General features: G+C 74.4%; 21 protein-coding genes. 12 read left to right on the top strand and 9 right to left on the bottom strand.

All coding sequences use genetic code 11. From position 1 onward, the window contains the following. Positions 1–3: 3 nt before the first annotated feature. On the bottom strand, positions 4–225 hold the full coding sequence (locus MFF61_RS02225) for a DUF1674 domain-containing protein (protein ID WP_238233481.1): 222 nt from the start codon (positions 223–225) through the stop codon (positions 4–6). Between the two features lie 126 nt (positions 226–351). Here MFF61_RS02225 and MFF61_RS02220 point away from each other — a divergent pair, with 126 nt between their 5' ends. From MFF61_RS02220 to MFF61_RS02205, 4 genes are all read left to right on the top strand, one after another. Continuing rightward, positions 352–1,704: an RsmB/NOP family class I SAM-dependent RNA methyltransferase gene (locus MFF61_RS02220; RefSeq protein WP_238233480.1), complete on the top strand. Its 1,353-nt coding sequence runs from the start codon at positions 352–354 to the stop codon at positions 1,702–1,704. Between the two features lie 119 nt (positions 1,705–1,823). Next, the gene (locus MFF61_RS02215; protein WP_238233479.1) at positions 1,824–3,551 is read left to right on the top strand and encodes a heparinase II/III family protein; all 1,728 of its coding nucleotides are present in this window, start codon (positions 1,824–1,826) and stop codon (positions 3,549–3,551) included. Between the two features lie 128 nt (positions 3,552–3,679). Then, positions 3,680–5,281 (top strand): bifunctional phosphoribosylaminoimidazolecarboxamide formyltransferase/IMP cyclohydrolase, encoded by a 1,602-nt coding sequence (gene purH, locus MFF61_RS02210; RefSeq protein ID WP_238233478.1) that lies wholly within the window; start codon positions 3,680–3,682, stop codon positions 5,279–5,281. Positions 5,282–5,354: 73 nt separating this feature from the next. Next, positions 5,355–5,738: a nuclear transport factor 2 family protein gene (locus MFF61_RS02205; RefSeq protein ID WP_238233477.1), complete on the top strand. Its 384-nt coding sequence runs from the start codon at positions 5,355–5,357 to the stop codon at positions 5,736–5,738. Positions 5,739–5,853: 115 nt separating this feature from the next. Here MFF61_RS02205 and MFF61_RS02200 read toward each other — a convergent pair whose 3' ends face one another. Continuing rightward, entirely contained in the window at positions 5,854–6,186 is a 333-nt protein-coding gene (locus MFF61_RS02200; protein WP_373324553.1) for a hypothetical protein, read from the bottom strand. Between the two features lie 282 nt (positions 6,187–6,468). On the opposite strand from MFF61_RS02200, the gene MFF61_RS02195 reads away from it, so the two are divergent. The 3 genes from MFF61_RS02195 to MFF61_RS02185 all read left to right on the top strand — a co-directional run bounded on the left by MFF61_RS02195 (position 6,469) and on the right by MFF61_RS02185 (position 8,517). Continuing rightward, complete coding sequence (locus MFF61_RS02195; protein WP_238233476.1) at positions 6,469–7,332, top strand: C40 family peptidase; 864 nt, start codon at positions 6,469–6,471, stop codon at positions 7,330–7,332. A 142-nt stretch (positions 7,333–7,474) separates the two neighbouring features. Beyond that, complete coding sequence (locus MFF61_RS02190) at positions 7,475–8,188, top strand: AzlC family ABC transporter permease (RefSeq protein WP_238233475.1); 714 nt, start codon at positions 7,475–7,477, stop codon at positions 8,186–8,188. Then, entirely contained in the window at positions 8,185–8,517 is a 333-nt protein-coding gene (locus MFF61_RS02185; RefSeq protein WP_238233474.1) for an AzlD family protein, read from the top strand. The genes MFF61_RS02190 and MFF61_RS02185 overlap by 4 nt, the downstream gene beginning before the upstream one ends. 112 nt (positions 8,518–8,629) lie before the next feature. Here the strand turns inward: MFF61_RS02185 and MFF61_RS02180 are convergent, their stop codons facing one another. Together MFF61_RS02180 and MFF61_RS02175 are read right to left on the bottom strand one after the other, a co-directional pair. Further along, the gene (locus tag MFF61_RS02180; protein ID WP_238233473.1) at positions 8,630–9,313 is read right to left on the bottom strand and encodes an SDR family oxidoreductase; all 684 of its coding nucleotides are present in this window, start codon (positions 9,311–9,313) and stop codon (positions 8,630–8,632) included. 69 nt (positions 9,314–9,382) lie between these two features. After that, entirely contained in the window at positions 9,383–9,961 is a 579-nt protein-coding gene (locus MFF61_RS02175; protein ID WP_238233472.1) for a MarR family winged helix-turn-helix transcriptional regulator, read from the bottom strand. A gap of 199 nt (positions 9,962–10,160) precedes the next feature. On the opposite strand from MFF61_RS02175, the gene MFF61_RS02170 reads away from it, so the two are divergent. Together MFF61_RS02170 and MFF61_RS02165 are read left to right on the top strand one after the other, a co-directional pair. Next, the gene (locus tag MFF61_RS02170) at positions 10,161–10,937 is read left to right on the top strand and encodes a creatininase family protein (RefSeq protein ID WP_238233471.1); all 777 of its coding nucleotides are present in this window, start codon (positions 10,161–10,163) and stop codon (positions 10,935–10,937) included. A gap of 172 nt (positions 10,938–11,109) precedes the next feature. Further along, the gene (locus tag MFF61_RS02165) at positions 11,110–12,072 is read left to right on the top strand and encodes a CobW family GTP-binding protein (RefSeq protein ID WP_238233470.1); all 963 of its coding nucleotides are present in this window, start codon (positions 11,110–11,112) and stop codon (positions 12,070–12,072) included. Positions 12,073–12,084: 12 nt separating this feature from the next. On the opposite strand, the gene MFF61_RS02160 is transcribed toward MFF61_RS02165, so the two are convergent. Continuing rightward, positions 12,085–12,627 (bottom strand): helix-hairpin-helix domain-containing protein, encoded by a 543-nt coding sequence (locus MFF61_RS02160; RefSeq protein WP_238233469.1) that lies wholly within the window; start codon positions 12,625–12,627, stop codon positions 12,085–12,087. A 153-nt stretch (positions 12,628–12,780) separates the two neighbouring features. Then, a complete protein-coding gene (locus MFF61_RS02155; RefSeq protein ID WP_238233468.1) occupies positions 12,781–13,530 on the bottom strand; it encodes a Crp/Fnr family transcriptional regulator in 750 nt (249 codons plus the stop codon). Between the two features lie 271 nt (positions 13,531–13,801). Here MFF61_RS02155 and MFF61_RS02150 point away from each other — a divergent pair, with 271 nt between their 5' ends. After that, positions 13,802–14,053, top strand: coding sequence for a hypothetical protein (locus MFF61_RS02150; protein ID WP_238233467.1), 252 nt, complete (start codon positions 13,802–13,804; stop codon positions 14,051–14,053). Between the two features lie 6 nt (positions 14,054–14,059). Further along, positions 14,060–14,335: a hypothetical protein gene (locus MFF61_RS02145; RefSeq protein ID WP_238233466.1), complete on the top strand. Its 276-nt coding sequence runs from the start codon at positions 14,060–14,062 to the stop codon at positions 14,333–14,335. A gap of 157 nt (positions 14,336–14,492) precedes the next feature. On the opposite strand, the gene MFF61_RS02140 is transcribed toward MFF61_RS02145, so the two are convergent. The 3 genes from MFF61_RS02140 to MFF61_RS02130 form a co-directional block, all read right to left on the bottom strand. Further along, positions 14,493–14,753 (bottom strand): hypothetical protein, encoded by a 261-nt coding sequence (locus MFF61_RS02140; protein ID WP_238233465.1) that lies wholly within the window; start codon positions 14,751–14,753, stop codon positions 14,493–14,495. A gap of 82 nt (positions 14,754–14,835) precedes the next feature. After that, positions 14,836–15,453, bottom strand: a complete 618-nt coding sequence (locus MFF61_RS02135) for a hypothetical protein (protein WP_238233464.1) — start codon at positions 15,451–15,453, stop codon at positions 14,836–14,838. A gap of 34 nt (positions 15,454–15,487) precedes the next feature. Continuing rightward, positions 15,488–15,802, bottom strand: coding sequence for a hypothetical protein (locus MFF61_RS02130; protein WP_238233463.1), 315 nt, complete (start codon positions 15,800–15,802; stop codon positions 15,488–15,490). 318 nt (positions 15,803–16,120) lie between these two features. Here MFF61_RS02130 and MFF61_RS02125 point away from each other — a divergent pair, with 318 nt between their 5' ends. Continuing rightward, complete coding sequence (locus MFF61_RS02125) at positions 16,121–18,958, top strand: phosphoenolpyruvate carboxylase (protein WP_238233462.1); 2,838 nt, start codon at positions 16,121–16,123, stop codon at positions 18,956–18,958. Positions 18,959–18,967: the final 9 nt, after the last annotated feature.

Below are 18,967 nucleotides of genomic sequence, written 5' to 3'. Positions count from 1 at the left end.
GCCTCAGAAATCCGTCGCCAGCCCCTTCACCTCCCAGTCCGCGTAGCGGACCGGCTCCAGGCCGCCGCGGCCGTCGATCTCGCGCTCGCGGCGGATCTCGGCCGCGCGGGCATCGATGGCCTCGCGGCGGGCCTGCGCCTCGGCGAGCGCCCGCGCGGCGGCGGGATTCAGGGCCTTGGGACTCACGGCCTTCTGCGCCGCCCCCGGCGGATTGGTCTCGTCCATTGTCCGCATCGCACTCCCGCTTGCATCCGGGGCGCCGCGGTGCCAACCCCGGCCCCTCGCGCGCCGCCCCTCCCCTGCAGGTGGAGGGGACGCGACGCGACGTCAAGGCGGGAGCGGCATTCCGGAATGGACGACCAGCACGACGATACGGTGGCCGGCCTGCCGGCGAGGCGGCTCGCCGCCGCGAGCGTGGCCGATCTCCTCGGGGCGCGCTCCGGCACCGCGCTCGACGACGTGCTCGATCCGGCGGCCGCGCGCGCCGCCCTCCCGGGCCAGGACCTGGGCCTCGCCCGCGCGATCGCGACGACGACCTTCCGGCACTTCGGGGTGATCCGCCACGCCCTGCGGGCCCGCCTCGCGCAGGGGCTGCCGGAGGATCAGCCGAAGCTCCTCGCGGTGCTGGCCACCGGCGCGGCGCAGATCCTCTACCTCAACGTCCAGGACCACGCGGCGGTGGATCTCGCGGTGCGGCTCGCCAAGGGCGATGGCCGGATGCGCCACCTCGCCGGCCTCGTGAATGCGGTCCTGCGCCGGGTCTCCCGCGAGAAGACCGCCATCCGGGCCGAGGGCGACGCCGATCCCCTCGGGCTCAACACCCCGGCCTGGCTCGCGGCGCGCTGGAGCGCGGCCTACGGCGCGCCGGCCGCGCGCGGGATCGCCGAGGCCCATGCCCGGGGCGCTCCCCTCGACCTCACGGTGCCCGCCGACGCCGAGATCTGGGCCGAGCGCCTCGGGGCCCGGCTGCTGCCGACCGGCGGGAGCCTGCGCCTCGACGACGCCCGCACACCGGTGCCGCAGCTGCCGGGCTTCGCGGAGGGCGCGTGGTGGGTGCAGGACGCGGCCGCCGCGCTGCCCGCCCGCCTCCTCGGCGTGCGTCCCGGCGAGCGCGTCGCCGATCTCTGCGCGGCCCCGGGGGGCAAGACGGCGCAGCTCGCGGCCGCAGGCGCCCGGGTGCTGGCCGTCGACCGCTCGGCCGCGCGCCTGCGGCGCCTGGAGGAGAATCTCGGGCGGCTGACGCTCTCGGCCGAGACGCTCGCGGCCGATGCCCTCGCCCTGCCGGACGAGGCGGCCTACGACGCCGTGCTGCTCGACGCGCCCTGCACCGCCACCGGCACGATCCGGCGCCATCCCGACGTCGCCTGGACGAAGCGCGAAGGGGACCTCGCGCGGCTCACCGTCCTCCAGGCCCGCCTCCTCGACAAGGCGGCCGGCCTGCTGCACCCCGGCGGGCGCCTCGTCTACTGCACCTGCTCGCTGGAGCCCGAGGAGGGCGAGGCCCAGGCCGAGGCCTTCCTGGCCCGCCATCCGGACTTCCGGCGCGAGCCGGTCGCGCCCGGCGAGGTCGGCGGGGAGGCGGGCTTCGTCACGGCGCGCGGCGAGCTGCGCACCCTCCCCTGCCACTGGCCGGCCGGGGAGGACCGCGGCGGGCTCGACGGCTTCTTCGCCGTACGGTTGCGGCGCGGCCGGAATCCGGCCTAGGCCGGCGAAGCTGTTCACAAGGGCGGCCGCTCGGTTTGACGCCGCCGTCATCCTTCACCAATGGTTGATCGTGGGCCCGGATCGGGCCGGTCGCCCCGAGGCGACGCCAAGGAGGTTGCGTGCAGTGGGGGCCTGACCGCTGGCGGTTCTACCGGCTCGTCGGTCAGGAGGCCGGCCGCACCCTGCGGCGCGGCGCGGCGCGGCTCCGCTCGGGCCCCTCGGCCCTGTCGCGCCTGAAGCCGACCCGCCTCGTCATCGCCCCGCACGACCTGCGCACCAGCGACGCCACCCTGGCGGCCGACATCTATGCCGGCCTGTTCGTCTTCGCCGGACGGGCGCTGGCCACGGGCGGGCGCTCGCCCTTTGACTTCGCGCCGCCCTCGCCCGAATGGGGCGAGGCGCTCTACGGCTTCGGCTGGCTGCGCCACCTGCGCGCCGCCGACAGCGCGCTCGCCCGCTCCAACGCCCGCGCCTTCGTGCAGGACTTCATGGCCGGCCGGGGCGACCGGGAGATCGCCAACCGCCCGCACGTGACGGCGCGGCGGCTGATCTCGCTGCTCGCCCAGTCGCCCCTCGTGCTGGAGGGCGCGGACCACGCCTTCTACCACGCCTTCCTGAAATCGCTCGGGCGCTGCGTGCGCACCCTCGACCGGGCGCTCGGCCGGGGCATCCCCCCGCGCGAGCGTCTGAGCGCGGCGGTAGCGCTCACCTATGCGGGCCTGTGCTGCGACGGGCTGGAGCCCGTGCTGCGCCGGGGCGTGCGGCTGCTCACCCGGGAGCTCTCCCGCCAGATCCTGCCGGACGGCGGCCACCGCAGCCGCAACCCGGCCGTGGTCAAGGAGCTGCTCCTCGACCTGCTGCCCCTGCGCCAGAGCTTCCTGTCCCGCGACACCGCCCCGCCGGAGGCGCTGCTCAACGCGATCGACCGGATGCTGCCGCTGCTGCGGCTGCTGCGCCACGCCGACGCCTCGCTCGGCCACCACAACGGCATGGGGGCGACGGAGGCCGACCAGCTCGCGACGCTGCTGATCTACGACGGCGTGCTCGCCCAGCCGCTGATGCACGCGCCGCATACGGGCTACGCGCGGCTCGAAGGCGGCGCCACGCTGGTGGTCGCGGATGTCGGCCCGGCGCCGAGCCCCGCCTACTCGACCCTGGCGGGGGCGGGCTGCCTCTCGTTCGAACTCTCCAGCGGGGCGCAGCGCCTGGTGGTGAATTGCGGCATGCCGGCGAGCGGGGAGGAGATGCGGCAATTGTCGCGCACCAGCGCGGCTTATTCCACCGCCGTGCTCGCCGACGCCTCCTCCTGCCGCTTCCTCAACCCGCCCGGGCCCGGCATCGCGCATCCCCTGGCCGCGTGGCTCAAGGGGCGGATCGGCCCGGTCATCGTGCGCGGCCCGGCCGAGGTGCCGGTGGAGCGCGGGCAGGAGAGCGGCACCCAGGTGCTGGCCGCCCGCCACGACGGCTACGCGCCGACCCTCGGCCTCATCCACGAGCGCCGCTGGCGCCTCTCGGCGGACGGCGCCCTGCTCCAGGGCGACGACGCCTTCGTGGGCGCCGAGCGGCCCGGACGCGCCGGGACGCACGGGCGCGCCGAGCCGGACCCGGTCGAGGCGGCGATCCGCTTCCACCTTCACCCCTCCCTGCGGGTCGGCCGCGAGGGCCGGGCGGTGCGCCTCGCGGCCCCCGGCGAGGCGTGGCTGTTCGAGGCGGACGGCATCGACCCGGTGATCGAGGAGAGCGTGTTCTTCGCCGCCTCCAATGGGGCGCGGCGCACCGAGCAGATCGTGCTTCACCTCACGGTCCAGGACGGCACCCGCGTGGCGTGGCGCTTCCGGAAACTCTGAAGCCATCTCACGATTTTGCAGTGCAGCATCTGGCCCCGCAGGGTGGATTCTGCTACCGGGCGCCGCATCTCTTCCACCAGCCCTCCGCGACGCCCGGGGGCTGGCCCCGTTGCCAGGATCCGTAGCCCATGGCGAGCGACCTCATCCCCGTCACCCGCGCGCTGCTCTCGGTCTCCGACAAGAGCGGGCTGATCGACTTCGCCCGGGCGCTGGCGGAGCGGGGCGTCGCCCTGGTCTCGACGGGGGGCACGCACCGGGCGCTCAGCGAGGCGGGGCTCGCCGTCACGGAGGTCTCGGACCTCACCGGCTACCCGGAGATGATGGACGGGCGGGTCAAGACCCTGCATCCGGGCGTGCACGGGGGCCTGCTCGCCGTGCGCGACAACCCCGAGCATCAGGCGGCGATGCTCGCCCACGGCATCCAGCCGATCGATCTCCTGGTGGTGAACCTCTATCCGTTCGAGGCGACGCTCGCGGCCGGCCGCCCGCCCGCGGAGTGCATCGAGAACATCGACATCGGCGGCCCCGCGATGATCCGGGCCGCCGCCAAGAACCACGAGGACGTGGCGGTGGTGGTCGACGTGGCGGATTACGCCGCCGTGCTGGCCGACCTCGACGCCACGGGCGGCGCGGTCACCCGCGCGACCCGCCGCCGCCTCGCCCGCAAGGCCTTCGCGCGCACCGCCTCCTACGACGCGGCGATCGCCGCGTGGCTGGGCGAGACCGGCCCCGCCGAGGAGGCCGCGCCCGTGTTCCAGGCGCTCGGCGGCACCCTCGGCCAGGGCCTGCGCTACGGCGAGAACCCGCACCAGCAGGCCGCCTTCTACCGCACCGCCGGCGCGGCCCGGCCCGGCGTCGCCACCGCCCGGCAGCTCCAGGGCAAGGAACTCTCCTACAACAACCTCAACGACACGGATGCGGCCTTCGAGTGCGTGTCCGAGTTCGATCCCGGTCGCACCGCCGCGGTGGTCATCGTCAAGCACGCCAACCCGTGCGGCGTGGCCGAGGGCGCCTCGCTGCTCGCCGCCTACGAGCGGGCGCTGGCCTGCGACCCGGTCTCGGCCTTCGGCGGCATCGTGGCGCTCAACCGGCCCCTCGACGCGCAGGCCGCGCGGCGCATCGTCGAGATCTTCACCGAGGTCATCATCGCGCCCGCGGCGAGCGAGGAGGCGACCGCGATCGTGGCCGCCAAGAAGAACCTGCGCCTGCTCGTCACCGGCGGTCTCGCCGATCCGCGCCAGCCCGGCACGCTCTGGCGGAGCGTGGCGGGGGGCTTCCTGGTGCAGAGCCGGGACGCCGCGGTGGTGGACGACATGCCGCTGCGGGTCGTGACGCGGCGCGCGCCGAGCGAGCGGGAGATGACCGATCTGCGCTTCGCCTTCCGGGTCGCCAAGCACGTGAAGTCGAACGCCATCGTGTACGCGAAGGACGGCGCCACCGTCGGGATCGGGGCCGGGCAGATGTCGCGGGTCGATTCCTCCCGCATCGCCGCCTGGAAGGCCGCCGAGGCCGCCAAGGCGGCGGGCCTGCCCGAGAGCCTCGCCCGCGGCGCGGTGGTGGCCTCGGACGCCTTCTTCCCCTTCGCGGACGGCCTTCTCGCCGCCGCCGAGGCGGGGGCGACCGCGGTGATCCAGCCCGGCGGCTCGATGCGGGACGACGAGGTGATCCGCGCCGCCGACGAGGCCGGCCTCGCGATGGTGTTCACCGGACACCGCCACTTCCGGCACTGAGACCGGGCTCCGTGCCCGGCTCCGGCGGGGGCGGCGGGGCGGGACGCCCCGGCTCACCGCCGAGGGAGAGCGCATGACCGACCCCGCGCGGAACAAGGCGGCCGTGATCGCCTTCTACGAGCTGATGTTCAACGAGTGCCGGCCGCGCGAGGCGATCGAGCGCTACGCGGGCGACGACTACATCCAGCACAACCCGCACGTGGCGACCGGCAAGGACGGCTTCATCGCCTATTTCGAGCGCATGGCGCGGGAATGGCCGGGCAAGCGGGTCGAGATCAAGCGGGCGATCGCCGAAGGCGACTTGGTCGTGCTGCACTGCCTCCAGCACTGGCCCGGCGACCACGATTACGCGGCGATGGACATCTTCCGGCTCGATGCCGAGGGCCGGATCGTCGAACATTGGGACGTGCTGCAGGTCATGCCCGGGTCGTCGGCCAATCCGAACGGGATGTTCTGAGCATCGCCGGCCGCACCGGGTCCCGGCCGCAGGCGGCCTTCCCGGGCTTCGGACACGTCGTCATCCGAGCGTCTCGCCGCGGCGCGGCGATCCACGCCGGTCTCGACGGCGGGTCTCAGCGCCGCCAGTCCACCGGCGGGCGGGTGCGGCGCTCGACCAGGGGGCGGCCGACCTTGCGCTCGACGATCACCGTGCGGGGACCGCGCAGGCCGTTGCCGGAGCTGATGATGCGCTCGGGCGCGCGCTCCGAGCGCGGCCTGGCGGCCTGGAGCACGTGCGGGCGCACCTCGTCCGGCGGCAGGCCGATCAGCCCGGCGGCGATCTCCACCTGCTGCTCGAGGTCGTCGGCGAGATCCTGGGCCGCCGCCACGGCCTCGGCCACCGTCGGCGGCTCGCGGCGCACCCGAATGGGCGGCAGGGGGCGGTTCTTGTCGATCGGCTTCTTCACGGGACGGCTCATCATCATCACCGGAGAATAGCGCAAACGCGGCCCTTGTTGCAGTGCAGCACGGCGAATTTCAGCCATGCTCGGCAGCGCGGTCCGCCCTGGCGGCACGGCCGGTTCGGTCTACGCGCTGCTGCCACTTCGGAAATTCGCTTCGGTGAGCGTCCCGGCCGGCCGCGCGGTACTGACCCCGGGCATGTTGTCGCAGGTTTGCGCGACCTGCGCATCCCCGAGGGAGGCGCGCCGCCCTTGTCCGGCCCGGATCGCCAGGCAAGACTCCGGGCCGTGACGCTTCCCCCCGCCCTCCCCCGGGACCCGCGCCTGACGCCGGCCCGCCCCGATCTCGCCGACGAGCGCCTGCGCGGCCTCGTCGAGGCCGCCCGCTACGTCCCCGGCACGCCGCAGCGCGTGACGGCGATGCTCGCGCCCCTGCGCCGCGCCCCGCGCGCGGACGCCGCCCTCGACACCGAGGCCCTGTGCGGCGACCCCGTCACCGTCTACGAGGTCGCGGACGGCTGGGCCTTCGTGCAGCTCGGCCTGGACGGCTATGTCGGCTACCTGCCGGCGGCCGCGCTCGGCCCGCCCGATCCCGCCCCGACCCACCGGGTGACGGCGTTGCGCAGCTTCGTCTTCCCGGCCCCGGACCTGAAGCGCCCGCCGCTGGGGCATCTCAGCCTCGGCGCGCGGGTGAGCGTCGTCGCGACCGAGGCCGGCTACGCGCTGCTCGCGGGCGGTGGGGCCGTGTGGGCGGCGCATCTGTCCGCGCCCGATGCGCGCGCGGCGGATATCGCCGGCACGGCGGAGCGGCTCGTCGGCACGCCCTACCTGTGGGGCGGCCGGTCGAGCCTCGGCCTCGACTGCTCCGGCCTCGTCCAGCTCGTCCTCGGGGAAGCGGGCCTCGCGGCCCCGCGCGACGCCGACATGCAGGAGCGCGGCCTCGGCACACACCTCCCTGTCGATCCCGCCGGCCTGCGGCGGGGCGACCTCGTGTTCTGGCGCGGCCATGTCGGGCTGATGCTGGACGGCGAGCGCCTGATCCACGCCAACGGCCACCACATGGCGGTGGCGGTCGAGCCCCTCTCGGTCGCCACCGCCCGGATCGCCGCCGCCGGATCGGGGCCCGTGACCGCGCTGAAGCGCCTCGCCTGAGCGGACGGCGCGCCGAGCCGGCTCCAGGGGCCTGCGCCGCGGCCGGGGGCGCCCTGCTGCCGGTGCAAGGCTCGGCGCTTGATTCCGGGGCGGCGCGGCCGCACCCCTGCGGGCTCGTCCCGCCCCGATGCTCCCCGCACCGATGACATCCACAGCCGCGCCCTTCACCCGCGCCGGGATCCTCCGGGGCGTGCGCCTCAGCCTGCCGATCTGGCCGAGCATCGCGGTGTTCGGCGCCGCCTACGGGGCGGCGGCGGCGCAGCGCGGGCTCTCCCTGGCGGAGGCGACCGCGATGAGCGCCTTCGTGTATGCGGGGGCCTCGCAGATGGTGACGCTGGAGGTCTGGGGCCGCCCCTGGACGCTGAGCGCGCTTCTGGCGGCCATGACCGTCACGGCGCTCATCAACGCCCGCATGATCCTGATGGGCGCGACGATCCAGCCCTGGATGCGCGGCTCGCCGCCCTGGCGCACGGCGCTCAGCCTGTTCGTGCTGGTCGATGCGAGCTGGCTCATCGGCGTGCGCCACCGGGCGGAGGGCGGCAACGATCTCGGCGTGCTGGTCGGGGCCGGCGCCGGCCTGTGGCCGCTCTGGGTGCTGTCGACCGCCGGCGGGCACTTCGCCGGCGCGCTCGTGTCCGAGCCGCGCGTCTACGCTCTCGACATGATCATGCCGGTGTTCTTCGCCGCCATGCTGGCTCCGCTCTGGCGCGGCGTCCGCCCGGCCCTGCCGTGGCTGGTCTCGGGAGCGGTGGCGCTCGTGGTGCAGCACGTCGTGCCGGGCTACGGCTTCATCGCGGCGGGCGCCCTCGCGGGGCTGGTCACCGGCGCGCTGGTCGATGACGGGGCGGCGCGGTGAGCCCGGGGGCGAGCGCGGACTGGCTCGCCGGCCCGGCCGGCTCCGCCGTGGCGATCCTGGCGCTCGCCCTCGTCACCTATCTGTGCCGCGCCTCCGGCGTGGTGCTGATGAGCCGCGTGCGGCTCACCCCCCGGGTCGAGCGGGCGCTGCGGGCGCTGCCGGGCTCCATCGTCGTCGCCACCGCGCTGCCGACCGGGCTCTCGGCCGGCCTGCCCGGCCTTGCGGGCCTTGCGGCCGCCGCCGCCGTGATGGCGCTGACCCGCTTCGAACTCGCCGCCGTCGCGGCGGGGCTCGCCACCGTAGCGCTCGGCCGGGCTCTCGGCCTGTGAGGCCCCGCAAGGGGCTGGCCACCGTGGCGCTCGGCCGGGCCTCGGCCTGTGAGGCCCGCATCGGGGCTGGCCACCGTGGCGCCCGGCCGGGCCCCGGGCCCGCGCGTCGCGATCACCAGGGCAGCGTCTCGCCCCGGTAGTCGAGGTAGACGCAGCCCTTCTGCCCGAGCCGGCGCTCCAGCACCTCCGCCATGCCCGCGGCGCTCGTCGCCACGTCGATATCCGCCTCCGGCCCGCCCATGTCGGTGCGCACCCAGCCCGGATGCAGCAGCACGACGCCGAACGGGGCGTCGCGGTGGCGGACCTCGAAGCTGCGCGCGAGCGTGTTGAGGCCGGCCTTGCTCGCCCGGTAGCTCTCCCAGCCGCCGCTCTCGTTGGCGCCGACGCTGCCGAGGATCGAACTCATCAGCACCACGAGGCCGCCCGGCGCCACGCGCGGCACCAGCGCCTCGGCGGCGCGGATCGGGCTGATCGCGTTCGTCTCGAAGACCTTGAGGGCGCTGGCGCGGCTGCCCTGCGGCACCGGCACGTGCGCCTCCGTGGCGACGCCCGCGACGATGAACACCACGTCGAAGCGCCTGCCCGCGAGGGTCTCGGCGAGCCGGGCCACCGCCGCATCGTCGTCGATGTCGACCCGCTCGATCCGCGGCGCCGGCTCGAGGCCGTCGAGACCCGGGGCCGGCCCCCGCGCGGTCGCGGTCACGTCCCAGCCGCGGGCCATGAGGGCCTGCACCACACCGAGGCCGAGCCCCCGCGACGCGCCGACGATCAGCGCCGATCTGTTCTCATGTCCCATGACGGCGGTCCTCCGTGCCTTGCCGGCAGGGAGATAGGGCGGCCCCGAAGGCCGTCCGGCCGCCCCCGCCTAATCGGCGTCCCGGTCGCCCTCGCCCGCCTCCAGACCGGGACCGTCGAGGTCGTCGTCGGCCTCCTGCACGTCGAGGCCCGAGGCGCCCGCGAGGTTGCGGGCGGCGCGGCGCAGGAGCTTGCGCAGGCGGCGGCGCTCCTTGCCCTCGAACCCGTCGAGCATCTCGGCCTCGACCTCGTCCCAGATCCGGTCGATGGCCGCCGCCTTGGCCAGACCCGCCTCGGTGAGGCGCACCCGCACGATCCGCCCGTCGCCGGCCTCGGCCTGACGCTCGACGAAGCCGAGGGCGGCGAGCCGCGTCACGGTCTTGGAGGCGGTGGGCGGCCGCACCCGCAGCGTCGCGGCGAGATCGCCCATCGTCATGGTGCCGGCGGCGGCCAGCGCCTGCACCACCTGCTCCTGGCCGGCGAAGAGGCCGAGGGCGGCGAGCCGGTCGCCGATCCGGCCGCGATGCATGCGGGCGGCCTGCACCAGCGCCCAGCCGACGCTCTTGGCGCCGGGCGGGCGCAGGCGCTTGGCCGCCTTGCGGGGCCGCTCCTCGGCCTCCGGGGGCAGTGCCGGCTCGACCGCTGCCATCGCGAAACGTTCCTCTCTCCGGCCGCGCGACCCCGCGGCCCTCGGGGCACGACGTCATCCTACAGGCCCTCTGCCGTCGCGCCGTGACGGACACATGACAGCCTGCGCCCCATGCACAGGGCAACCGCGCCCTGCGGCGTAGGCGCAGGCCACCGATCCGGCGTAGATCTCGGACCTCTCCCACCGGAGCCAGACCCCGATGCCGGCCCGCCCCTGGCAGGATCTCACCAGCGCCGAGATGCGCGCCCGTCCGATGGAGCGCGCCGTCGCGGTGCTCCCGGTGGCGGCCGTGGAGCAGCACGGGCCGCACCTGCCACTCGGCACCGACGCGATCATCGCCGAGGGCTATCTCGCCCGCGCGGCGGCGCTGGTGCCCGACGACCTCGACGTGCTGCTCCTGCCCGTGCAGGCGGTGGGCAAGTCCGACGAGCACCTGAGCTTTCCCGGGACCCTGACGCTCACCGGGGAGACGGCCCTGCGGGCCTGGGTCGAGATCGGCACCGCCGTGCACCGGGCCGGCTGCCGCAAGCTCGTCCTCGTCACCTCCCACGGCGGCAACAGCGCCCTCATCGATCTCGTGGCGCTCGAGCTGCGCCGCGCCTGCGGCCTTCTGGCGGTCACCACCGCCTGGAGCCGGTTCGGCTACCCGCCCGGCCTCTTCCCGGAGGACGAGGTGCGCCACGGCATCCACGGCGGCGGGATCGAGACCGCCCTGATGCTGGCGCTCCGCCCCGACCTCGTGCGGCGCGAGGCGGTGCGGGACTTCGTGCCCCGCACCCGGGCGATGGCGCGGGACTTCACGCATCTCAGCGCGGGCCGTCCGGCCGCCTTCGCGTGGCTCGCCGAGGATCTCAACCCGGAGGGCGCCATCGGCAACGCGGCGCTCGCCACCGCGCAGGCCGGGTGGACCGCCCTCGACCACGGCGCGCGCGCCTTCGTGGCGCTCCTGCGCGACGTCGACCGCTTCAGCCTCTGAGCCCCCTGCGCCGACGGACCGGTTGGGCGGCAACGCAGCGGCAGGAGCCCCGCCAGACCGGCGCCTGCCGTTCCGCTGCGCGCCACCCTCGCGGGAGCCGGAGCGGCACACTATATCGACGCCATTCCCGCCGACCCGATCCGGCCATCCAGCCCCACGAATGAGTCGCCGCATGTCGGACAAGATCCCCGTCACCGTGCTCACCGGCTACCTCGGTGCCGGCAAGACCACCCTCCTCAACCGCATCCTCACCGAGCCGCACGGCAAGCGCTACGCCGTGATCGTCAACGAGTTCGGCGAGATCGGCATCGACAACGACCTCGTGGTCGGGGCCGACGAGGAAGTGTTCGAGATGAACAACGGCTGCATCTGCTGCACCGTGCGCGGCGACCTGATCCGCATCATGGACGGCCTGATGAAGCGGAAGGGCAAGTTCGACGCGATCATCGTCGAGACGACCGGCCTCGCCGACCCCGCCCCCGTGGCCCAGACCTTCTTCGTCGACCAGGACGTGGGCGAGGCCGCCCGCCTCGACGCGGTGGTGACGGTGGCGGATGCCAAGTGGCTGTCCGACCGTCTGAAGGACGCCCCCGAGGCCAAGAACCAGATCGCCTTCGCGGACGTGATCCTGCTCAACAAGGCCGACCTCGTGGACGAGGCGGGCCTCGCCGCGGTCGAGCGGCAGATCCGGGCGATCAATCCCTCGGCCGTCATCCACCGCACCGTGCAATGCGCCGTGCCCCTCGACGCGGTGCTCGACCGCAAGGCCTTCGACCTCGACCGGATCATGACCGTGGAGCCCGAATTCCTGGAGGAGGGCCACCACCATCACCATGCCGAGGAGATCCGGTCGATCTCGGCGCGGCTGCCGGGGGCGGTCGACCCGAACAAGTTCATGCCCTGGATCTCGGACCTCACCCAGGTGCAGGGCCCCGACATCCTGCGCTGCAAGGGCATCGTCAGCTTCCCCGACGAGCCGCGCCGCTTCGTCTTCCAGGGCGTGCACATGATCCTCGACGGCGACCTCCAGGACGAGTGGAAGCCGGGGGACCCGCGCGAGTCGCGCGTCGTCTTCATCGGCCGCAACCTCGATGCGGACACGATCCGCCGGGGCTTCGAGGCCACGCGGGCCTGACCGCCCGCCCCGTCAGCGCACCGTGACCTGATCCTTGATCCGCTCGAACACCGCCCGGCTCAGGACGCGCTTCGAGAGCAGATCCTGCGGCGCGGCGTAGGGGCGCCCGGCGATGATCGCCTTGCCGATCAGCCCGCCGCCGCGCAGGCCGTTCAGCTCGGCGAGCGACGCGGTGTTGAGGTCCACCGCCCCGGCGGGCGCCCGGGGCGCCTCGGCGGGCGGCTCCGGCGGCAGCGTGGCGGCCGGCGGCGAGAAGACCGGCGGCGGGAACACCGGCGGGGCGGGCGGCGGCGCCTCGGCGGCTGGAGGCGGCGGAGGGATGGCCGGGGGGCGTGAGGGTGCGGGGCCGGTCCCCGCATCGGCCGCGCGGGCGGGCTGTTCCGCGGTGGGCGGGGGAGGCTCGGGCGGACGCGGCGCGGGCGCCGCCGCCGGCGGCGCCGCGGAGGGGACCACCGGCGGCCGGGGACCCGGCATCAGCAGGTGCCACAGGCCGGCGAGGCCCGCGGCCAGGACCACGATGATGAGCGCGCGCGTGATGGCTGATCCGGTCAGCATGCGGGACGGGTTCCGGCCGTGAAGTGCGGCGAGCCTCAGGACGACCGTGTCATTTTAGTGACGAGCGGAGCATGACGTTCGGGCAGGCCGCGGCCGGGTTTCCGGCCGGCCTCAGGGACTTGGCCTCAGGGACTTGGCCTCAGGGACTTGGCCTCAGGGATTTGGCGGCGGCGCATCGAGGTGGCGGCCCTCGTGGCCGAGATGCAGGTAGCTGGGATTGAACAGCACCGCCCGCTGCAGCGCTTCGAGCCTGTGGATCGTCAGCTCCCGCCCGCCGAGCGAGATCAGCCCGGCGCTGCGCAGGTCCTGCAGGGTGCGGTTCACGTGCACCACCGAGAGGCCGATCGTGTCGGCGATCTCCGCCTGGGTGAGCGGCAGGTCGCAGACGCCGCCCCGTGTCAGGCCGAGGAGCCGCTGCCGCACGAACAGCTCGCACAGGAGATGCCCGAGCCGCTCGAAGGCGGTGCGCTGCCCGACATTGACGGTCCATTCCCGCTGGATCGACACGGACGTGAGCGCATCCCAGCACAAGGCCTGCGTCAGGCGCGGGTAGGTGGCGAAGAGGTGCCCCACGCTCTCCACGGCGATCTCCGCCAGGGTGACGGTGGTGATGGCCCCGACCGAGTGGTCCATCTCCCGCAGGACCGGCGCGCTGAAGTCGCAGACGTCGCCCGGCAGCAGGTAGGCGATGATCTGGCGCCGGCCATCCTCCAGGGTCTTGTAGCGGCAGGCCCAGCCCTCCAGCACCACGTTGATGACACTCGGCGCATCCCCCTCGCGGATGATGTCGTCGCGCGAGCGCACCCGCCGCGTCCGCACCTGCGTGAGCGCGTCGAGCGCGTCCTTCTCCTCGGCGGACAGGCGCGCGTAGTGCTCGAGCTTCATGATCAGAAACTGGGACAATGGGACGCCGATCTCACAACCAGGCGTAAGTGTGGACGCAAGCCTCACCCCTGCGACTTAACCCATGTTAATGATCGCTCCGCGCCGCGCCAGCAGTCCCGCGCTTTTCGCGGCGGGCGGACCTGGGCTGCATCGGACCCTTCCGCCGGTGTGGCCCCACCACCACAACGCATCCGGAACCGGAAGCTCGGCCGCACGCGGGGGATTGTGATCCGCGTCCGGATCGGCAGGGTTGCGCCGGGAGAGACGACGTGCAGCCCCGGAGGGAGCGATGACGTCCCAGACCCGACCCGGCCGATGGCTGCAAGCCGTCCCGGTCCAGCCCGCGCTTCGGTGTCCGGAAGCGTCTCCGTGCGGCGGCGAGCACCTCGTCGGCGCCCTCGCCCCCGGCCTGCAGGCGGTCTTCGATCCCTGCCTGTCGGAGGCCCTGCCGTCCGACCTCGCGGACAGCCTCGCCGATCTCCTGGCGCGGCTCGACCGGGAGGCTCAAGCCCCGACCTCCGCCTCAACCCGCGTGCGCTAGAGTTCCATGACCGAACCCGCCTCCGAACAGACCCGCGTGCTCACCTTCCCCCAGGTCGTCCCCGCCGCCCCCGCGGACGAGGGCACGGTCTCGATGATCGAGGTGCTGCAGGAGCAGCTCCGCCTCGCCCGCGAGGGCAAGCTGCGCTCGGTCGCGGTCGTGTCGGTCTCCGCGGATGGCGGCTCGATCGGGACGCAATGGTCCTGCACCCACGGCGACATTTCAAGCCTGATCGGCAAGCTCACGGTGCTCGCCCACGACATGATGGCGGCCCGCAAGTAGGCCGCCCGACCCGGCGTCCTTCCGGGACGCCGGGATCCGCTCCCGACAGCTTTCGCCGGCCCGGCCACCAGGGCGGCGCCGGGACGGGTGCAGCACAAGACCTCTCGGCAGGCTCGCCGGGCGGTCGCGCCCGGACGGTGTGACGAGGTGTCGGCGGTCAGCCCTTGCGCAGCCGCTTGGCGTTGGCCCGCACCTTCCGCCGGTAGCCCTTCACCACCTGCAGGGGCGTGCCGCCCGTGGCCGTGAGCTGCGCCGCGCGGGCCGCGGCCTCGACCTTCTCCGACACCATGCGGCGCGCCTCCTTCCGGGCGGCCGGGCCGCCGCGGGAGAGTTTCGCCACCCGCAGGCCGATCACCATGTTGGCCTCGGCGGCGAGGCGGGCCGCCTCCATCGAGAGGCGCAGCCAGGATCCGATCATCCCCATCTCCCGATCAGCGCCGGCGAACGGCCGCGCCGGACCCTGAGGTCAAGCGGCGGATGGCGCGTTCGTTCCGGCCCGGTCACGGAATGGCGCCCTGCGGCAGCACGAAGCCGCCCGGCGTGTGGGTCGGCTCGGGCTTGGGCTGCGGCTTGGGCTGCGGCCTGTCCTGAGATCTCGGCTTGGCGGGCCTCTCCGCCCCGGGCTCCGCATTCGCGCCGGCGGCCGGTCCGGCCGGCTTGGCCGCCGGCCGCTTCGGCTCGGCCACCTTCGGGGCGTCTCCGCAGGCCTGGAAGCGCAGTTCGGCCAGCACCGCCGTGCTGTCGTCGGCCCGGATGCGCAGGAGTGCCGGCAGGCCGTCCGCGGTCTCCCCCCAGCGGATCCGTGCACCGCCGCTCTGCGCTTCGAGGCTCGCGGGCGCCGGGCCGCGGCGCAGGTTGTCGTGGTCGGGGCCGTAGGCGGTCGCGGCCTTGCCGCGGATGACCACCTGCAGCACCTCCAGCACCTCCGGCGACAGGGGGCGCAGGGGATTGTCGCGGGTCAGGACGCCCCGGCGCGTCACCCAGAGGCTGAACTTGGTCCCGGCCGCGAACTGCGCCGCCTGCCGGCCGCAGGCGACGGCGGGCGCCTCCTGGGCGCCGGCGGCCCCGGCGGCGAGGAGGAGGGCGAACCCGGCTCCGGCCCCCATCCCTCTCGCCATCCTCATCGCTCCCGCCTCATCGCGCCCGGACCCTTCATCGCGTCCCCTCGTCGCGATGCTCGCCGGGATCGTGCTCGATCACCTGGGGCGGGGTCCGGCGGGGCAGGGAGGGAGGCGGGGCACCCTGATCCGGCGCGGACCCCTCCGGGCCGGCCTCCAGCACGGTCGCGGTCCGGTCGACGGGGCTCGCGGGCCGCGGCCCGCCGACGTCGTAGAGTTCCTCCCCGCGCTCCTCCAGGGCGTATTCGTGCGGCAGGCGCAGCGGCGGGCGCTGGCTCAAGGCGCGGGCGATCAACAGGCCGATGCCCACGAAGAGAATCGCTGCCGCGGCAACCAGGATCCCGACCATCTCCACCCAACCCGGCCGTCGCCCCCCCGGCATCGGCCGGTCGGGGTCGCGTCGGCGCCTCGATCGTGACGCGCGGGGCGCATCCTCCGATTGACCCCCTGCCGCCGCAAAAGGCAAGCGCCGGCCGGGACGCGCTCTGCTGCGGGCCCGCCGGGGCTGTCGTTCCGCATGACGAATCGTCACGGCGGCATGCTAGGGGGGCGGCGCGGACCATCGGGCGATCCCGTCCGGCATCGGCGTGCCGCCCGAGCGGAACGGTCCTTGCGTGGGCTTGCGAGCCCCGCTTCCCGCGGATTGCAGGCGTGTGACGAGATGCCGATGTACAGGCCCGACGAGAGCCCCGACCCGCACCGCAGCCCGGAGACCCTGGAGGACGACCTCAGGGGCCTCGTGGAGCAGGCGCGCCAGCAGGCGAGCGAGGACCCGTTCCGCAACCCCGTCCTGACCATCGCGCTGGCGATCAGCCGCCGCATGGACCGGGGCGAGGTGACGGAAGCCGATCTCGACGGGCTGTTCGGCAGCCTGCGGCTGCAGGCGCTGGAGGAGCGGGCGGCCCGCCTGCGCGGCTATGTCGGCCTGGACGAGGGAGCGGGCGACGACCTCGATGCCGCGGTGCCGCTGGTGATCGGCGACACGCATTCGGGCGAGGCGGATTTCGAGGCCGCCCGGGCGCGGCTGGAGCGCCCGCGCTTCGCGGCGGTCTTCACCGCCCACCCGACCTTCGGCATGCCCAAGGCCGTGGCCCATGCCCTGGCGGAGGCCGCCTCGCTGCCGCGGGCCGAGGAGCGCCGCGGGCGGCTCGCGGACGTCGCCGGCCTGTCCTCCCGGCCCGATCCGGTCATCACGCTCAACGACGAATTCGCGCAGGCGCGCCACGCCGTCCAGCACGGCCGGGCGGCCCTCGACGCGCTCAACGCGGCGCTGCTGCGCGCCGCCCGCGCGCGCTGGCCCGACCGCTGGAGCGAACTCGTGCCCCAGCCCGTGGTGATCGCCTCCTGGGTCGGCTGCGACACCGACGGACGCACCGACATCGGCTGGTGGGACACCCTGCGCTACCGGCTCGAATCGAAATGCGCGCAGCTCGACCGGGTGCTGGCGCAGCTGCCCGACGATCCCGCCGCCGCCCCGGTCCGGCGTCTCGCCGAGAGCGCGCGCGACGCCGTGGAGCGCCAGCTCGCGGTAGCCCCCAAGCTCGGCGACCAGCCGGGCCTCGACGTGGTCCACCGCTTCGCCCTGGCGTTGATCATCGAGCGCGAGCGCGCCCAGACCGAGGCCGGGCCGCTGCTGGCCGCCCTCGACGCGGCGGTGGCGGGGGCGGCCGACGACGAGGCGCGCCTGTCGCTCTGCGTGCTGCGGGCGGGCTGCGCCGCGCACGGGCTCCAGAACGGCCTGCCGCATTTCCGGCTCAACGCGACGCAGGTCCACAATGCGGTGCGCCGGTCGCTCGACCGCGACGGCGACCCCATCGACCCGGCCCAGCGCCGCTCGCATCTGACCGCCATCAACACGCTCCTCGACCACGTCACGGCGGTGCCGGTGGATTTCGGGGCGCTCGCCGCCGAGCGGGCCTCGGCGGCGCGCCTGATGATGACGATCGCCCAGATCCTCAAGCACGTGGACGGCACCCACCCGGTGCGCTTCCTCATCGCCGAGACCGAGACCGGCTACACCCTGCTCGCCGCGCTCTGGCTCGCGGAGCATTTCGGCATCGGCGACAAGGTCGAGATCACCCCGCTGTTCGAGACCGCCTCGGCCCTGGAACAGGGCGTGCACGCGATCGAGGACGCGCTGCGCTCGCCGCACTGGCGGCGCTACCTCAAGCGCCTCGGCCGGCTGGTGGTGCAGTTCGGCTACTCCGATTCGGGCCGCTACGTCGGGCAGATCGCCGCCACCTTCTGGATCGAGCGCCTGCGCTTCCGCATCGGCGAGCTGATGGTCCAGAACGACCTCACGGATGTCGAACTCGTCATCTTCGACACCCACGGCGAATCGATCGGCCGGGGCGCCCATCCGGCGAGCCTGAAGGACCGCCTCGCCTATCTCGCCCCCGGCCACGCCCGGCGGCGCAACCGCGAGGCCAACCTCAAGGTCCGGCTCGAATCGAGCTTCCAGGGCAGCGACGGCTACCTGATGTTCGGCACCGCCCCGCTCGCCCGGGCGACCGTGCTGCGCATCGTCGAGCACGTCTTCGCGGCCGGCGAGCCGGCGCCCGACCCTATCTACGACGAGCCGGACTTCGCCACCGAGTTCTTCACCGGCGTGCGCCAGTCGATGGGCACGCTGGTGGACGATCCGGGCTACGCGGCCCTGCTCGGCACCTTCGGCCCGAGCCTCATCGACCGCACCGGCTCGCGCCCGGTCGCCCGGCAGTCGGATGCGGGCGGCCCCGCCGCCATCACGCATCCGCGCCAGATGCGGGCGATCCCCAACAACGCCATCCTGCAGCAGCTCGGCTACCTCGCGAATTCCCTGCACGGGATCGGGCTCGCCGCGGCCCGCGCGCCGGACCTGTTCCGCGACATGCGCGCGCAATCGGAGCGGTTCGGCCGCGCCTTCAGCCTCGCCCAGCACGCCGCCGGCCACAGCGACCTCGACGTGCTGCGCGCCTACATCGACACGCTCGACCCCGGCATGTGGCTGGAGCGGGCGCGGCGGGCCACGCGGGACGGGCGGCGCGAGGAGATCGTCGCCATCGCGGCGGCCCTCGACCGGCTCGACCTCGCGCCCCGCCTGCGCCGGCTGTTCGGGCGCCTCACGCACGACCATCTGATGCTGCAATCCGTGGCGCCCGATCTCGGCAGCATGTCGGTGCGGCTGACCCTGCTGCACGGCCTGCGCCTCGCGCTGGTCCACCGGATCTGGTTCCTGGCGGTCCACATCCCGGATTTCAGGCCCCAGGGCGGCGTCACCCGCGAATCCCTCCTGGAGCGCCTGCTGCGCCTCGACGTCGCCGCCTGCCTGACGATGCTGGAGGAGATCTTCCCGGTCACGCCGGACCCGACCCTCGGGCTCAATTTCGGCGAGCCGCCGGGGCCGCGCGGCGTCGGCACCTACGAGGCCGAGCACCGCACGCTGTTCGCGCCGATCGGCCGCCTGTTCGCGCAGGTGCGCGAGGTCAGCGGCATGATCCAGCACGAGGTGGGGGCCTTCGGCTGAACGCCGCCC

The sequence above is a fragment of the Methylobacterium isbiliense genome, from assembly GCF_022179325.1.
Lineage (GTDB): Bacteria > Pseudomonadota > Alphaproteobacteria > Rhizobiales > Beijerinckiaceae > Methylobacterium > Methylobacterium isbiliense.
Note: the sequence above shows the minus strand (reverse complement) of the source record. Positions and strands in the feature narration are given on the sequence as shown.

What these genes read in the sequence shown, in the direction of transcription:
- MFF61_RS02225 (WP_238233481.1), bottom strand. Translation starts at nt 225, where the DNA reads ATGGACGAGACCAATCCGCCGGGGGCGGCGCAGAAGGCCGTGAGTCCC.
- MFF61_RS02220 (WP_238233480.1), top strand. Translation starts at nt 352, where the DNA reads ATGGACGACCAGCACGACGATACGGTGGCCGGCCTGCCGGCGAGGCGG.
- purH (WP_238233478.1), top strand. Translation starts at nt 3,680, where the DNA reads ATGGCGAGCGACCTCATCCCCGTCACCCGCGCGCTGCTCTCGGTCTCC.
- MFF61_RS02205 (WP_238233477.1), top strand. Translation starts at nt 5,355, where the DNA reads ATGACCGACCCCGCGCGGAACAAGGCGGCCGTGATCGCCTTCTACGAG.
- MFF61_RS02190 (WP_238233475.1), top strand. Translation starts at nt 7,475, where the DNA reads ATGACATCCACAGCCGCGCCCTTCACCCGCGCCGGGATCCTCCGGGGC.
- MFF61_RS02180 (WP_238233473.1), bottom strand. Translation starts at nt 9,313, where the DNA reads ATGGGACATGAGAACAGATCGGCGCTGATCGTCGGCGCGTCGCGGGGG.
- MFF61_RS02175 (WP_238233472.1), bottom strand. Translation starts at nt 9,961, where the DNA reads ATGGCAGCGGTCGAGCCGGCACTGCCCCCGGAGGCCGAGGAGCGGCCC.
- MFF61_RS02170 (WP_238233471.1), top strand. Translation starts at nt 10,161, where the DNA reads ATGCCGGCCCGCCCCTGGCAGGATCTCACCAGCGCCGAGATGCGCGCC.
- MFF61_RS02165 (WP_238233470.1), top strand. Translation starts at nt 11,110, where the DNA reads ATGTCGGACAAGATCCCCGTCACCGTGCTCACCGGCTACCTCGGTGCC.
- MFF61_RS02160 (WP_238233469.1), bottom strand. Translation starts at nt 12,627, where the DNA reads ATGCTGACCGGATCAGCCATCACGCGCGCGCTCATCATCGTGGTCCTG.
- MFF61_RS02150 (WP_238233467.1), top strand. Translation starts at nt 13,802, where the DNA reads ATGACGTCCCAGACCCGACCCGGCCGATGGCTGCAAGCCGTCCCGGTC.
- MFF61_RS02145 (WP_238233466.1), top strand. Translation starts at nt 14,060, where the DNA reads ATGACCGAACCCGCCTCCGAACAGACCCGCGTGCTCACCTTCCCCCAG.
- MFF61_RS02140 (WP_238233465.1), bottom strand. Translation starts at nt 14,753, where the DNA reads ATGATCGGATCCTGGCTGCGCCTCTCGATGGAGGCGGCCCGCCTCGCC.
- MFF61_RS02135 (WP_238233464.1), bottom strand. Translation starts at nt 15,453, where the DNA reads ATGGCGAGAGGGATGGGGGCCGGAGCCGGGTTCGCCCTCCTCCTCGCC.
- MFF61_RS02130 (WP_238233463.1), bottom strand. Translation starts at nt 15,802, where the DNA reads ATGGTCGGGATCCTGGTTGCCGCGGCAGCGATTCTCTTCGTGGGCATC.
- MFF61_RS02125 (WP_238233462.1), top strand. Translation starts at nt 16,121, where the DNA reads ATGTACAGGCCCGACGAGAGCCCCGACCCGCACCGCAGCCCGGAGACC.